The sequence below is a fragment of the Brevibacillus sp. FW301-21C12A genome (assembly GCF_058788915.1).
Map to the genome: position 1 here is coordinate 1 of NZ_JBYTBG010000069.1, position 13,106 is coordinate 13,106.

The following is a 13,106-nucleotide window of genomic DNA, read 5'->3' on the forward strand; positions in this document are numbered from 1 at the left end:
ACCATTCCAAGACCCAGCATACAGGAGGCGCTTTTTTCTTTCAAAGCTCAAATTTCTTCATTACAGGAATGGCTCCTGATATGAAAATGCTTTGATCTGGTGAGCTAGAATCATCATTTTAGTGCCGATCCATACAAAAAGAAAGGTGCTGCATAAAATGCCTAATACCCCATAGGCTCCGTATACCGTGAAAAACTGCATAATCGACTGTCCTGAGGCAAATCCGGCTCCCACCACGGTTCCCGTATATGTCGCGGCGATTTGTATTATCATATTTGTTTTTTTCTTCATATTTCACCCATGTCCTGGTAGAGAATAGAATCATTAAATTCTATGCTTAAAAAAATTGCTTATTCCAAAAGGAACTCGTTGTCAGCCGTTATGACGAGAAACGATAGTGGTCCGGTAGATCATCAATTAACAAACTTGAGTCTTTAACAATGACATGGTAAATATGCAGCTCATGAATCTGGGCATGATTTTTGGAATCGGTAAACTTATGGTTTTGGCCTTTATTTATCTACCGAGGATGAATCTGTGCAATCAACGCCCCGCTTGGCGATGCTCGAAGCCAGCAGATATAGCCCGACATAGATCGGAAATGAATAGATATTGCTTCCAGTGAATGGAATGATATAAATCAGCCATTTGTGAGATCGGCTCGGCCACAAAAGCGGAAAAACCCCCAAATAGGAGAGCCTTTATCAGCGGGTTCCGGCTTGTACTGGTTTAAGAACATCACTGTGGCGGGAAGAAGTGAAAAATTCCTTGGAAAATTGGCCGACATGAACGGTAGGACTTCCCTGTGATAATGCCAGAGTCCCATGGCAATCCCAAGCTGGTTCGGCCATGATGACACGATAATCATCGTAAACCCGGATAGTAGAAACTGTCCCGTAGCCCTCTTATCCCGAAATCCGATTCAAAATAGCCAGGAGTTCGAATCGATCGAAGAGCTTGCTGAGATGTCTGTCCAACGTCTTGTCGACTTCTTGGTGCAGCACGGCAGGAACCGTTTCGAAAATCCTGAAGCGGTCGCCAAGCCTTGCAGAAAGCCGCTCGCTCTTCGTATCGATTGCCCCAAGCGATGGCGGACTCTTTCAATCTCGCTATGGCTTCGAGTATCCCGTTCCTGCAGGCCAACATAATGAGGACGCATCCTTTTCGATTCCTGTGAATACGGTCATTATATTCAGCAACTTCTGAACAGGCAATCCCGCCAGAAGTTGGACGTTACCTTTCAGCGGAAACACAATACTGTCCACAAAGCAATGGCTAAATGGAAACTCATCCCTCTCCTCGACATTTGTTGGCGTTTTTCAATTATAGCGGTTGATTCTTAATGCAGACAGGTTTTGAACAAAATTGTTTCAGTCCATCCCAGTTGCCCCAGATGCAATTTTTGCATCGATTCGGTTGTCTTGGGGCAGAGGTAGTCCGGTTTTCAACGCTTGTACTGGATGTTGGTGACATGCAGGTATCCACCTTTCCAAATTTATGCAAACAGCATTTAAGTTGTCCAGAAACGAATTATCCTATTCCGCCAAGCAGCAATCCGCATCGTGAAAGTTCCACTTTGATCCAATCTACTCCAGCCCCCGCATACAAATATCAAAGACCGGATCTGTCCATATTGGACAACAGCCGGGCTTTGGTCCTATTTCGCAGGATAAGTTGTCTTCGAAAATTATACTTTGAATTTTCCAACTAACGCGCGAAGCGAGCAAAGCAATCACTTTCTCTCCGGCGACTTGAATTTCAGTTTTTCCTGCTAGTCCGGGTTATCGGCGACAAGTCCGAACAGAGCGTCATAGTACGTCTGCCAGTTTTAATTCCCGTTATTATAAGGATCCAAATATTGCGCTTCTCCGATTATCACAAAACCACGCTGGCCCGTTTCCATATCGACAAGATCTTATTCGATGGATTGAGCCAGGCTGTGTACTTCCATATCATGATTCGTAATAAACTCGGTTTCCTTCTGGAATGCAGCCATCTGCATCCGGTTTGCCCAGAAAGCGAGGGACAAAAATCCGAAAGGCGCTGAAATCGAATACAAACTGACCGGACGCACAGGGGGGGACATCACGGTTTCCTCCCGGTTACGCGCATCCGTTGCAACGTCTTCAAATAAGCTGGCCTTGTACGCATTTTGGATAGCGGCAAACGAAGCACTGTATCTTTCCAGTCGCTAGCAAAAAACGGGCTAAGTGGTTGCAAGTACGGCTGCCCGAGCGAAGTCAGTCCATGCAGGTGGATGCAGAACCAGATCAAACCAAGACCGATACCCCACATGCCAAGCCATGCCGCCAGAATCAACAGTGAAAATTGAAGAAGCTTGCTCGCATTTGTCATTAAATAATTGGGAACGAGAAAGGAGGCATGGCGGAAATGGCGATTACAATCACCATCACGTTGCTTGCGATTCCCGCCTCCACGGCTGCTTGACCGATGACAATACCGCCTACGATGCCGAGTGTTTGGCTGGATTTGGTGGGCATGCGCAAACTGGCTTTCTTTAATATTTCCAGAGTCAGCAGCATGAGCAGCGCCTCCCAGAACGGTGGATATGGAATTTCACTCCGTGATTACATCAGAAGAAATAGCATCTCCAAAGGAACCACCTGATAATGATGAACCGTCACCGCTACGTAAGCCGGGGTCAAAAACAAAGCAATTACAAACGCGACAAAACGAAGTCCCCGCAGGAAGGTGCTTACCAACCAGCGATGTACATAGTCTTCTGGGGATTGAAACAAATTAAGCTCAAGCTTTTGTCCAACTGCTCGGTTAGGCTGTCTTTAGGGCCGTACACAATCGATTCCTGCTCGGAAGAATCGATGGCGCGGCCCAACTGATTCTGCTTTTTGATTGCACAAACGTTCCCGATTTCATCAAAAACAAGGATTCCTCCTTGCAAGATGAGCTCTTCGGTTTGCTGCAGCGTCGTTACGTCCACCCGATCTTCGGAAATCACCTTTTGTCCTGCTTGTTCGTCCGGGGCGTGCAAAAGGGGAAGCACGATGTCGCTTTCGACCTGATTTTGATCCACAAAGGAACGGATGTAGAACAGCTTGACTTTCCGCCCTCCCGCATCCAACTCATGCACTTGTGCATCGTGAATATCGTGAAACAATTGCTGCACGTGCTGCGGAGACAAGTTACCTGCAGGAGGTTGGGTATCGGCTTCTTTTGGCGTATCGCTTTTGTCTTGCTTTTTAAACCAACCGATCCAACGCATCGTCTCCCTGCCTTTCGCGTTCAGTCCATGTATTATTTTTCCCGATATAACAAAAAACATGCTTCGCAGTTCCGGGTTGTTGGCAGTCTTGAGATTATGAGTCGGTTCGTGAAAAAACCACCGATTTTACTACCGGTGGCTTGAATCGTGAACATTTCGCAAACACTGATTCTCCCAGTTGTTGCAGAAGTCCTCATACACTTGCTCGACTCCGCTGTCGGATATCATGTGTCTGGCCAGAAAGTCGTACCAGAACTGATCGAAAGACAAGGGCATCCGGGTTCCATATTGGGAACGAAGGGTTACATAACGGTCCCAGATTTTGATTCGGAATGCTGCCAATTCATCACATCGCTCCATGTCGGTTCGCCTTTAAGCGGCGCTGGTATCGCTGGATATTTCTGACGTTTTCGCTCTTTCTTCGGCCAGCTTTTGAAATTGTTTTGCTCTTTCCAGATGAAAGGCACGCAATTGTTCGTGATATTGAGCCATTTTCATGTGCCAGTCGTACATTTGCCTGACATAAGCGGCGTGGTCATGCGTAAACATGGGCATTGCCTGTTTAGTAAACTGCATTTGAAAACATTCCTCCTTGGGTTAGGTAAAGTTGATCTTACAGCATTAGTCTATGGCAGGCGCATAGAAGAGACAACGGCATCCGCCCGGTTTCCAGTAATTTTTATCGGGTTGTTTGTCTAGACGCGGATGGAAACACAACCTCCCGTTCTTCAGCATAGGCTAAAAGGAAACCGAGATCGAGGAGGAGATTTCAACGTGTATGCTTATCCAAATGGAATGTACAGGGAAACGGCAAATTCCACATTATCTACAGTAACTTTGGTTGACCCGTATTTTTATCACACCTTGCGCTCGCTTCAAGGAAAGCCGGTGGTTATTGAAACGTTTCGAGGTCCTGTTCGGGGTACGATAACCGACGTGAGACCGGATCATGTTGGGCTGCAAACAGACAGTGCTTCTTTCTTCTTACGTACGCAGCAAATGATCTGGGTTATGCCTTCTTAGCGCTCCGGCGCGGCATGAGACAAACGTCCCCTGTCATAAAGATAATAAGAACCATCAATTTGGTAAGGGGATGATGTCCGCCATGTTCAAGCGCATCAATCGATTGCCCATTGCATTGCCTGTTCCCAAACATCCGGACGCTAACGCCGCCGCGGCCGTGCAGGAACTATTAGGCGGCCGTTTCGGGGAGATGTCTACGTTGAATAATTATTTGGTCCAATCTTCGAATTTTCGCAGCAAAAAAAAGCTGAAGCCTTTTTATGAACTTGTGGCCAGCATTACGGCGGAGGAGGTTGGCCATGTGGAATTGGTGATGAACTCCATTAATTTATGCCTGTCCGGTTCCACATTTCCGGCAGATCCGGATGAGTCCCCTCTGCGCAACGGGGTTGACAAACGCAATACCTACCATTTTATTGCATCAGCTCAAACCTCGTTGCCCGGCGATTCGATGGGCAAAGCATGGAACGGCGATTATGTCTTTAACAGTGGCAATCTGGTACTTGATCTGCTGCATAACTTTTTTCTCGAATGCGGCGCCCGCACCCATAAGATGCGCGTGTACGAGATGACAGATCATCCTGTCGCCCGCGAAATGACGGGTTACTTGCTGGTCCGCGGGGGAGTTCATGTGCTTGCTTACGCGAAGGCGCTCGAAATCATGACCGGAGTCGACTTAAAAAAAATGCTCCCTATTCCCAATCTTGAGAATCGGGCATTTGATGCGACCCGCAAATACGAAGAACAGGGAATTCATCGAAAGTTATATACGTTTAGCGATTCAGACTATGAAGATATCGCTCAAATCTGGAAAGGATCCCACCCTTCCGACGGAGAGCGATTGGAAGTCGTCAGAGGAGTTCCCCAAGGAGGGGAAGTGCCCGATCTTGAAGAAGTGCCGGAAGAATTTGCCCCTGGCATCTCGAATGAGGATTTTATGCAGATTGCCCAACGGCTGCAAAAGCTCGCCGGATTGTAAGGTGTTGCGTTCCTATACGGGTAAGGGTTGCTGCTTATATGGCATGTATACGAAACCTTTATTTATGTTTATTTCTATTAGCCGTGCGCGACTCCCAGCGTGCGGCTCGTCACATGGTGGTGGTCAAGCACAAGCCTTTATTTGAATGGTTTCAATTGCCTATCCCTTAGTTCTTGAATTTTATTTTCTAAATATTCGATGCGAGATTTTAGTTGTGCTTTCTCTATGACATGTTTTCTGCATATTTCCAGAAGTTTCTCGTTCTTTTCCTTCTCATTCTGAAGCGCCTGCTTAACTTTTTCATACCGATTCTCAAGCAATCTTTTGCCGCTTGGTCTGGTTGACGTTTCGATTGCAGTAGCTGCAATTTCTTCTGCCCCTTTTTCAATTTCCATCTGCAGCAAAATGGCTTGATCACAGCGTTCCTTAAGATCAGGACGATTATAGATCGTCTTTCGCTCAATGCCAGCTTTTTTAGCAATCGCTGATATGGACAGTTTTTTCTTTCCTTTTCGGAGGTTTGTTATTGCTTGTTCGATACGCTCCAGTGTAACGAGTTTATTTTCTTTAGAAGGGTCACTCATGCCATTCCCTCCCATTCGCTTGGTGTGATATTGTAATCTGAATGATTATCAATTCCGGAATAATTCACCTGGGTTTCCAACTCATCAATAATTCCTACGAGGTATTTTTCAATTGTCTTTAACTTGTTCTCATAAGGACCTCCAGCAGGTGCAGATGCCAATTCGCCACGAATTTTTTTCAACCGGCCTTTATGAACTTCAAGAAAGTCCGGAGTAGTCAAAAAATTGCGGCATCCTAAACATATCCCGTCGCCTTCACAAGGTTCATTTCGCATTGGATGGTGAAGACAAAGTCCATGTGACAAAATTTGAATCTTATGCGCTTTACGCAATTTATCAACTTGTTCGATGGTCTTTCCTTTGAATGGGTTAATTACTTTAAGTTTTTCTTTTATTTGAAGAGCCTGCTTACCAACAAGAACTGCGCCTTCATTGAATACTTTCGCGAACTTGTTCCTTACATCCTCTTGAAGCAGGTGTGTATAGTGCTGTGTACCTCTAATGGACTTGTGATTTAACAATTCCCGTATGGTTTCCAGAGAGGCCCCGCCTTTTAAAGCATACGTAGCGCAAGCGTGGCGGAATGTATGAGATGAAAAATCAGCAATATCTCCATTTTTATATCGGAGATTGTGTTTTTGAAGCCAGGGTCTTAGAAAATTCTTTGACCAATTTGCATGGGAAACTATACCCACGGGATATCCTTTGACATTACGTATTCGATTAAGAAATAAATACGGTAAGCCCGATTCTTTTCTTAACGGATCCGTGTATTTTTCAACTTTCGTAATGGCTTGTACGACAAGGGCATTCGCTGGTTTATACACCCTCGTAGGTTCGGCTTGCAGTTTACCGGTGTTGTATACTAATTTAGTTTCTCCGCCAATTGGCTCAATGGAGGCATTATACATCGTAATGATTTCGCTAATGCGAAGTCCAAGCTGCAATCCAACTACTACGCTAGCTGCAACAAGTATATTTTCGTCCATATCTAAATCACTTACTGCTTTACGCAATATCTGATCGATCAACTGTTCGTCCGAAATTTTATCAATGTTTACTTGCTCTGCTTGCTTGGCATCCTTCTTTAACGCTTTGTTATTAATAATGAGCTCATTGTACATACCCTGAACAAATCGAACATCTTTTGGAACATCCCAGCCTTTAATATTTCCCTTTAATAAGATTTCTTTTAACGCCAATGCACTTTTCTTGATTGAAACAGAACTTATTAACTGACCGCTTGTCTCGCTTTTCGCTTCAGGCAAATACGTAAAATACATCTCCAATAAAATCTGATCAATTTCTGAAAACGACTCCACTTCCGGCGCATATTCTTTTATAAATTTAGAAAATCGAACAACACCGTCTAAATTTCGTTTGGCAGTTGAAAACTTGCCCGTGGTTAACTCATGATGCATAAACCATTTTATTACTTCTAGCATTTTGGGCTTATCAACAACAAATTCAAAATCAATCATAAGCCTCTTGCCAGACAAATGCTCTACATTAATAAATCCGTTAAAATCCCATACATTGTCTGAGAATTTACTATTACCGCAACGGAAATCTGATTGGGGTATTAGGGGGTTGTAATCAAACAATTGAAGCTTTATACTTTCAACCACTCTGCATCGCCTCCAAACGCCCTATAATCGTTTCTAAGGCGTATTCAACAGTCTCAAGATGATGTGTCGTCCCGATATACTCCTGAGCCATATATGCCTCTCTGTTGGCTCTGAGACGATCCAAATGGTCTTTATGAATTGGTAAGTGTTCGGGAGTCGTGATAAACTTAGGACAGATCACGCACATATTAAATTTAGAGCATATCTTGCCCTCATTATTTATCGGCTTCTGACAAGCCCCATCAGGCAATGAAGCAGACAATAGCGTTTCCGTGTCGAGATTCTTTCCTTGACCAAGTTCCTTCTCATTGATTTCCTTGACTATCATGCCAATAAATCCAAGCTTTTTATATTCGCTTTCAACTTTTGGATTTTGGACTTTTGCATATAAGCTTGTGGAGTGCAATGATTCGTGACCTAGATATTCTTGAATTTCAAACATGCTCATGCCCTTATTTAGCATGTCCGTTCCAAGCGTATGCCTAAATGCGTGAAAGGTTAATGGGTATAATTCGCCATTGTTATCTCTGATATCATGCTTTTTGACAAACCGATAAAGTTTATCTCGAAATATTTTTTGGAGCAGTCTGGCGTACCGTATATTCCGTTTTTGCCAGTAAAGACAAATGTAGTTTGTTGCAAGTTCTTTCCTGGCCACTTCTGAGTATTGTTCAAGTAGTTGAACTGCCCGTTTGACTCGATTTGATACGGGGATATATCTGTCAGCCTTATTTTTCGGAGAGAAAACATACAATACGGGTTTTCCTGTAAAATCTTCAGTTATACAACCCTCGGTTAGGTCCAAAACCTCTGAAAGCCTTATTCCCGAATCGATGCCGATCTCCACAATAGACTTCAAGAGGATGTTATTCTCCTTTTTTAAAGCTATTTCAATCTGTTCCATTACATTATCGGGTATATACCTTGTCCTTAAAACATCATCTTGCTTCAGTGCTTGGTACTCATCTCCATCAAAAACCTGTCCCTCCGGAAAACCATCATACTCAAAAAACTGCCCATGTTCTACTACCCATTTTAGTGCAGACATAGCAACCGATCTTGTAGAGTTTGCTAAATGAATCTGTTGTAAATAATAAATATACATTTGAGTAATATGGTGCGATAAATCGGCATAATCCATAATTTTCAAGTTGTATTCTTTCAGGAATTCAAAGAACCGTTTCAATGAATAATTATATCGATACAGTGTTTCGACGCTCGGCTTCCCTAGACTCATGCATTCAATTGTTATTTGCTTATGTATTTTCTTGAACCATTTATTTGGCAAATATGAAAATTCAAAAGATAATTTATCACCATAACTCGATTGATACGGAACCTCCCATCTATCAGTTTTTGTATCAACTGTTGAAATATACGCTCTACTCAATTCAACTCCGCGCTCCTTCTCTGACGCATGAAGCTTTCATATGCCGTTGTTTTCGCTTCAAGCGACAAATGTTGATACTTACTCGTAGACTTAACATCATTATGACCTAACCTATCTTGGACATAACGCATATCAAATCCCGATTCGGTGAGTTCGGTTCCATGGGTGTGCCTAAGCATGTGAGGAGTGCATTTTATACCCACTTGTTCAGATAGCTTATTGAAGAGCTTTGTTATCGTATCGCGGATCATATATTGGCCAGGGCTGGTTTCATGATTCACAAATATCGTAAGATGTTTTCCATCATCAGGGCGATGATACAAGATATAATCCTCTATGGCAAAGACAATATCTCTGCTGACGGGTATTTCCCTTTCTAGTGATTTGATGTTGTGGTCTTTATGGTATAGTGGATCATGCTCTTTTACCTTTATAACCCCAACTTTTGTTTGAATCTCATAATCACCTATACGAAGACCTAATGCCTCACTAATCCGGCAACCCGTTTCATAAAGAAATCTGAACAATAACTGATTTCGGGCATTTAAGCTCTCATCTGACTGTAACATCTCAAGTCCTTGATAGAGCTTTTCAACCTGTTCCCGAGTCAAACGCTTACCCTTAACTGATTTTTTCTCTTTAACTCGGAAGAAATTAAAACCCATATCTTTACGACTAACTTTCTGAACTAGGAAATGTCTGTTTTTTGAATCATCTTTATAAGTTAATGGGTTCTCCGTCACAAAGCCCCCAATCACTTCATAAAATCGATAAAATGAGGCTATTGTTGCCATATACTTATTCTTTGTCTTTGCAGATTTCTCTTTGTCCGTCTTTCCGACTTTCGTTTTCAAATACTCAAGCCAAGAAAACATATCCGCTTTCCTAACCTCGTAAAATTTAAGCCCCACTTCGTTTAACCAAGTGAAATATTCCTTTAAGTCTCTACTATAACCTTCGATTGTGTTCTCAGAGTGCCCCTTCTCTTCTAAATAGTGAAGAAACAATGTTATTTCCTCGACAATGTTGTAGTCCTCATCCACAACTACTACATTTCGTTTTCCGGCCTCATTGAGAGTTTTTTCAATTTTCAGATTACCCATATTCATCACCACCAAGATCAATACTATATGATGTTCAGCCAATGTTTTCCCACTTTAACCGAACTTGAGTGTATATATCATCCATCATCTATTATTATGGAGCTAATTGTCAATTATCATAGTTGAGTTCTGTTGAGTTCCGGACTAAACTCAAGAAACAAAAGGAACGATTCGCATATGCAATGCTCTTCCGCCGCGGGTACAATGAACTCTTTTGTGCTGCCATAGAAAAAGGTGTGTTGCCATAAGGCCAACACACCTTTTTCCTAGATATTATCCGTTGTGTACGGAAGCAACGCTACCGCCCTAGCACGTTTAATTGCAACTGTTAAAGCACGTTGATATTTTGCGCTTGTTCCAGTCACACGGCGAGGAAGAATCTTCCCCCGTTCACTAATGAACTTTTTAAGAACTTCCGTATTTTTGTAATCAATATGAGTAATTTTATTGACTGTAAAGTAGCAAACTTTTCTACGTTTACCTTTGCCACCTCTACGTGGAGCAAACTTTCTTTCGCCACGTTCTTCGTCATTTCTTTGTGCAAATGCCATTGTTATACTCTCGTTCCTTTCATTATGCATATTGGTCAAACGTAATAAGCTTTCTCTGGCTATCCCCAACTTCTCACTACGGGGCTGTACCCACATCTTGAAATAAGGATGGTCATCATCACTAGACTACATTGACTGTCATAACATATTACACATTTTACTCAACATCGTGCGATCTTAATAAACCGTGGATGCTGGTCGTAAATGAAGATTACCATTACACAGTTAAAATGCTTTAAAACCCCTTGTTTTACTGAGGTCTTAAAGCATTTTCTTGCTCTCAGATGTTACGCTCTCTAAAACGGCAAGTCGTCATCAGAAATGTTGATCGGCTTGCCTGCACTCGCGAAGGGATCACCAAACGGATCAAAGTCATTGTTTCTCTGACCGGATGGCTTGTTTCCGCCACCAAATCCTGGTCCTGGATCGTATCCTGCGTTGTCTCCGCCGCCTTCATTGCCTCGACCGCCCAAAAATTGAACGTTCTCCGCAACGACCTCTGTTACATATACGCGTTTTCCTTCTTTATTATCGTAGGAGCGCGTTTGAATGCGTCCTTCGATGGCAGCTTGTCTTCCTTTGCGCAAGTAGCTTGCACAAAGATCGGCAAGTTTTTGCCAAGCGACAATATTAATGAAATCGGCTTCTCTCTCGCCTGCCTGATTGGTGCGAGGACGATTGACAGCCACGGTAAAAGTAGCAACGGCAACGCCATTCGGCGTGTAGCGAAGTTCAGGATCTTTCGTCAGGTTGCCGATGAGAATAACTTTATTCATCTTGGTTCCCCCTCTGACCGCGACAATGATTACTTCTCATCACGAACGAACATGAAGCGGATTACGTCGTCGTTGATTTTCATCAGACGCTCAGCTTCCGCAACAGCATCAGCGTTCGCTTTGAAGTTCATCAGAACGTAGTAACCTTCACGGAACTTATTGATCTCGTACGCAAGACGACGTTTACCCATTTCTTGAAGCTTAGAGATTTCGCCACCGTAGTTGGTCACAATTTCACTGTAACGAGCTACATTGGATTTTACTTTCTCTTCTTCAAGGTCTGGACGCAATACATACATAACTTCGTATTGACGCATACCTTTTCACCTCCTTATGGACTTTGCGGCCCTGTACGGGCAAGGAGCGAGTGCTAAAACGAAACGCACAAAACATGCACTCCATAAATACTCGCATTATCGTATTATAGCAAAACGCCTATAGTGAAGCAACTATTTCGTACTAAACATTGAAGCGGAAATGCATGACATCTCCGTCAGCCACAACGTACTCTTTCCCTTCAAGACGGTACTTCCCGCGCTCTCTGGCTGCCGCAACCGATCCAGCATCTACCAGGTCGTCGTAAGCAATAACCTCTGCGCGAATAAAGCCGCGCTCGAAATCGGTATGAATCACGCCTGCCGCACCTGGAGCTTTTGTGCCCTTGCGAATGGTCCACGCGCGCACTTCCTGTACCCCTGCCGTAAAGTAGGTAACCAGACCGAGCAGCTTGTAAGCAGCGCGAATCAGGCGGTCCAGACCGGACTCGGCCAAACCGAGCTCTTGCAGGAACATTTCTTTGTCTTCGCCTTCCAGTTCAGCAATTTCTGCCTCGACCTTGGCGCTGATGACAACGACCTCTGCTCCTTCCTTCGCCGCATGCTCGCGAACAGCCTGCACGTGAGGATTGTTGTCTGCGTCATTGATTCCGTCCTCTGCCACGTTGCACACGTACAGCATCGGCTTGATCGTCAAAAGGTGCAGGTCGCGAATCCATTTGCGCTCTTCGTCGTCCAACTCCACGCTGCGCGCGGACTGGCCTTCTTCGAATGCAGCCTTCAGTTTTTCCAGCACGTCCAACTCCTGCTTGGACTCCTTGTCGCCGGATTTCACCTTGCGCGCGATACGGTCGATACGGCGCTCGACTGAATCCAGATCGGCAAAAATCAGCTCCAGATTGATCGTTTCGATATCGCTCAGTGGATCGACACGGCCTGCCACGTGCGTGATGTTTTCATCCTCGAAGCAGCGAACGACATGCGCGATCGCGTCTACTTCCCGGATATGTCCGAGGAACTGGTTGCCAAGCCCCTCGCCTTTGCTCGCGCCTTTTACCAGGCCGGCAATGTCCACGAACTCAAATGCCGTCGGAACGACTTTGTTCGGCACTACGATCTCTGTCAGCTTTGTGAGACGCGGATCCGGAACTTCTACGATCCCCACGTTCGGGTCAATCGTACAGAACGGGTAGTTCGCCGACTCCGCACCCGCTTGTGTAATGGCATTGAACAGTGTTGATTTCCCCACGTTGGGAAGCCCAACAATACCGCAAGATGCACCCATCTATATACACTCCCTTGTCATCGTCCTAACATCCTTTTAAGTATATAGATTTGGATTTAAGAATACAATTGTCTCCTTGTGGCAACTTTGGGCCCTGACAGGAAGCTCACCGTGCTGTCGGAATGTCCCCCTTTCCACTTCCACGATAGCTGATGGTGGTGGGACAAAAAAAGAAATGCTAGACTTACACTAGCGAGCCTTTTGCATAAATCTAAACCCTTGAGCAACAAGGTTTTCTGAGCATAAAAAAAGGACTTCACCCCGACCTGGA

The 13,106-nt window shown here is 44.2% G+C and carries 15 protein-coding genes and 2 pseudogenes; 2 read left to right on the forward strand and 15 right to left on the reverse strand.

Features of this window, described 5'->3' with window-relative positions; translation table 11 throughout:
• Nucleotides 1-72 precede the first annotated feature (72 nt).
• From AC3WQH_RS24090 to AC3WQH_RS24120, 7 genes and pseudogenes are all read right to left on the reverse strand, one after another.
• Nucleotides 73-291 (reverse strand): annotated as a pseudogene (locus tag AC3WQH_RS24090) (hypothetical protein); the annotation flags it as partial.
• A gap of 349 nt (nucleotides 292-640) precedes the next feature.
• On the reverse strand, nucleotides 641-868 hold the full coding sequence (locus AC3WQH_RS24095; protein ID WP_285844152.1) for a CBO0543 family protein: 228 nt from the start codon (nucleotides 866-868) through the stop codon (nucleotides 641-643).
• 960 nt (nucleotides 869-1,828) lie between these two features.
• Entirely contained in the window at nucleotides 1,829-1,903 is a 75-nt protein-coding gene (locus AC3WQH_RS24100; RefSeq protein WP_081494688.1) for a CHASE3 domain-containing protein, read from the reverse strand.
• A gap of 12 nt (nucleotides 1,904-1,915) precedes the next feature.
• On the reverse strand, nucleotides 1,916-2,086 hold the full coding sequence (locus tag AC3WQH_RS24105) for a hypothetical protein (RefSeq protein WP_007779739.1): 171 nt from the start codon (nucleotides 2,084-2,086) through the stop codon (nucleotides 1,916-1,918).
• Nucleotides 2,086-2,759 (reverse strand): annotated as a pseudogene (locus AC3WQH_RS24110) (spore germination protein). Before AC3WQH_RS24110 ends, AC3WQH_RS24105 begins: the two are co-directional and overlap by 1 nt.
• Nucleotides 2,717-3,241 (reverse strand): spore germination protein, encoded by a 525-nt coding sequence (locus tag AC3WQH_RS24115; protein ID WP_035316911.1) that lies wholly within the window; start codon nucleotides 3,239-3,241, stop codon nucleotides 2,717-2,719. Before AC3WQH_RS24115 ends, AC3WQH_RS24110 begins: the two are co-directional and overlap by 43 nt.
• Before the next feature lie 372 nt (nucleotides 3,242-3,613).
• Nucleotides 3,614-3,817 carry a hypothetical protein gene (locus AC3WQH_RS24120; RefSeq protein WP_005828380.1) on the reverse strand — a complete coding sequence of 68 codons (204 nt, stop codon included), beginning with the start codon at nucleotides 3,815-3,817 and terminating at the stop codon, nucleotides 3,614-3,616.
• 219 nt (nucleotides 3,818-4,036) lie between these two features.
• On the opposite strand from AC3WQH_RS24120, the gene AC3WQH_RS24125 reads away from it, so the two are divergent.
• Together AC3WQH_RS24125 and AC3WQH_RS24130 are read left to right on the forward strand one after the other, a co-directional pair.
• A complete protein-coding gene (locus tag AC3WQH_RS24125) occupies nucleotides 4,037-4,264 on the forward strand; it encodes a YuzF family protein (protein WP_216621115.1) in 228 nt (75 codons plus the stop codon).
• Between the two features lie 82 nt (nucleotides 4,265-4,346).
• On the forward strand, nucleotides 4,347-5,243 hold the full coding sequence (locus AC3WQH_RS24130; protein WP_005828378.1) for a manganese catalase family protein: 897 nt from the start codon (nucleotides 4,347-4,349) through the stop codon (nucleotides 5,241-5,243).
• A gap of 137 nt (nucleotides 5,244-5,380) precedes the next feature.
• Here the strand turns inward: AC3WQH_RS24130 and AC3WQH_RS24135 are convergent, their stop codons facing one another.
• The 8 genes from AC3WQH_RS24135 to ychF all read right to left on the reverse strand — a co-directional run bounded on the left by AC3WQH_RS24135 (nucleotide 5,381) and on the right by ychF (nucleotide 12,835).
• Entirely contained in the window at nucleotides 5,381-5,827 is a 447-nt protein-coding gene (locus AC3WQH_RS24135; protein ID WP_005828377.1) for a DUF6262 family protein, read from the reverse strand.
• Nucleotides 5,824-7,455, reverse strand: a complete 1,632-nt coding sequence (locus AC3WQH_RS24140; RefSeq protein ID WP_005828376.1) for a tyrosine-type recombinase/integrase — start codon at nucleotides 7,453-7,455, stop codon at nucleotides 5,824-5,826. The genes AC3WQH_RS24135 and AC3WQH_RS24140 overlap by 4 nt, the downstream gene beginning before the upstream one ends.
• The gene (locus tag AC3WQH_RS24145) at nucleotides 7,448-8,845 is read right to left on the reverse strand and encodes a tyrosine-type recombinase/integrase (RefSeq protein WP_492332287.1); all 1,398 of its coding nucleotides are present in this window, start codon (nucleotides 8,843-8,845) and stop codon (nucleotides 7,448-7,450) included. Before AC3WQH_RS24145 ends, AC3WQH_RS24140 begins: the two co-directional genes overlap by 8 nt.
• A complete protein-coding gene (locus AC3WQH_RS24150; protein WP_237716596.1) occupies nucleotides 8,842-9,990 on the reverse strand; it encodes a tyrosine-type recombinase/integrase in 1,149 nt (382 codons plus the stop codon). The genes AC3WQH_RS24145 and AC3WQH_RS24150 overlap by 4 nt, the downstream gene beginning before the upstream one ends.
• Before the next feature lie 224 nt (nucleotides 9,991-10,214).
• The gene (gene rpsR, locus AC3WQH_RS24155) at nucleotides 10,215-10,499 is read right to left on the reverse strand and encodes a 30S ribosomal protein S18 (RefSeq protein WP_023559051.1); all 285 of its coding nucleotides are present in this window, start codon (nucleotides 10,497-10,499) and stop codon (nucleotides 10,215-10,217) included.
• 296 nt (nucleotides 10,500-10,795) lie between these two features.
• The gene (locus tag AC3WQH_RS24160; RefSeq protein ID WP_007779761.1) at nucleotides 10,796-11,275 is read right to left on the reverse strand and encodes a single-stranded DNA-binding protein; all 480 of its coding nucleotides are present in this window, start codon (nucleotides 11,273-11,275) and stop codon (nucleotides 10,796-10,798) included.
• Between the two features lie 29 nt (nucleotides 11,276-11,304).
• Entirely contained in the window at nucleotides 11,305-11,592 is a 288-nt protein-coding gene (rpsF, locus tag AC3WQH_RS24165) for a 30S ribosomal protein S6 (protein ID WP_005828370.1), read from the reverse strand.
• Between the two features lie 142 nt (nucleotides 11,593-11,734).
• Complete coding sequence (ychF, locus tag AC3WQH_RS24170) at nucleotides 11,735-12,835, reverse strand: redox-regulated ATPase YchF (protein ID WP_005828368.1); 1,101 nt, start codon at nucleotides 12,833-12,835, stop codon at nucleotides 11,735-11,737.
• Nucleotides 12,836-13,106 lie beyond the last annotated feature (271 nt).

What these genes read in the sequence shown, in the direction of transcription:
- AC3WQH_RS24095 (WP_285844152.1), bottom strand. Translation starts at nt 868, where the DNA reads ATGATTATCGTGTCATCATGGCCGAACCAGCTTGGGATTGCCATGGGA.
- AC3WQH_RS24105 (WP_007779739.1), bottom strand. Translation starts at nt 2,086, where the DNA reads ATGTCCCCCCCTGTGCGTCCGGTCAGTTTGTATTCGATTTCAGCGCCT.
- AC3WQH_RS24115 (WP_035316911.1), bottom strand. Translation starts at nt 3,241, where the DNA reads ATGCGTTGGATCGGTTGGTTTAAAAAGCAAGACAAAAGCGATACGCCA.
- AC3WQH_RS24120 (WP_005828380.1), bottom strand. Translation starts at nt 3,817, where the DNA reads ATGCAGTTTACTAAACAGGCAATGCCCATGTTTACGCATGACCACGCC.
- AC3WQH_RS24125 (WP_216621115.1), top strand. Translation starts at nt 4,037, where the DNA reads ATGTACAGGGAAACGGCAAATTCCACATTATCTACAGTAACTTTGGTT.
- AC3WQH_RS24130 (WP_005828378.1), top strand. Translation starts at nt 4,347, where the DNA reads ATGTTCAAGCGCATCAATCGATTGCCCATTGCATTGCCTGTTCCCAAA.
- AC3WQH_RS24135 (WP_005828377.1), bottom strand. Translation starts at nt 5,827, where the DNA reads ATGAGTGACCCTTCTAAAGAAAATAAACTCGTTACACTGGAGCGTATC.
- rpsR (WP_023559051.1), bottom strand. Translation starts at nt 10,499, where the DNA reads ATGGCATTTGCACAAAGAAATGACGAAGAACGTGGCGAAAGAAAGTTT.
- AC3WQH_RS24160 (WP_007779761.1), bottom strand. Translation starts at nt 11,275, where the DNA reads ATGAATAAAGTTATTCTCATCGGCAACCTGACGAAAGATCCTGAACTT.
- rpsF (WP_005828370.1), bottom strand. Translation starts at nt 11,592, where the DNA reads ATGCGTCAATACGAAGTTATGTATGTATTGCGTCCAGACCTTGAAGAA.
- ychF (WP_005828368.1), bottom strand. Translation starts at nt 12,835, where the DNA reads ATGGGTGCATCTTGCGGTATTGTTGGGCTTCCCAACGTGGGGAAATCA.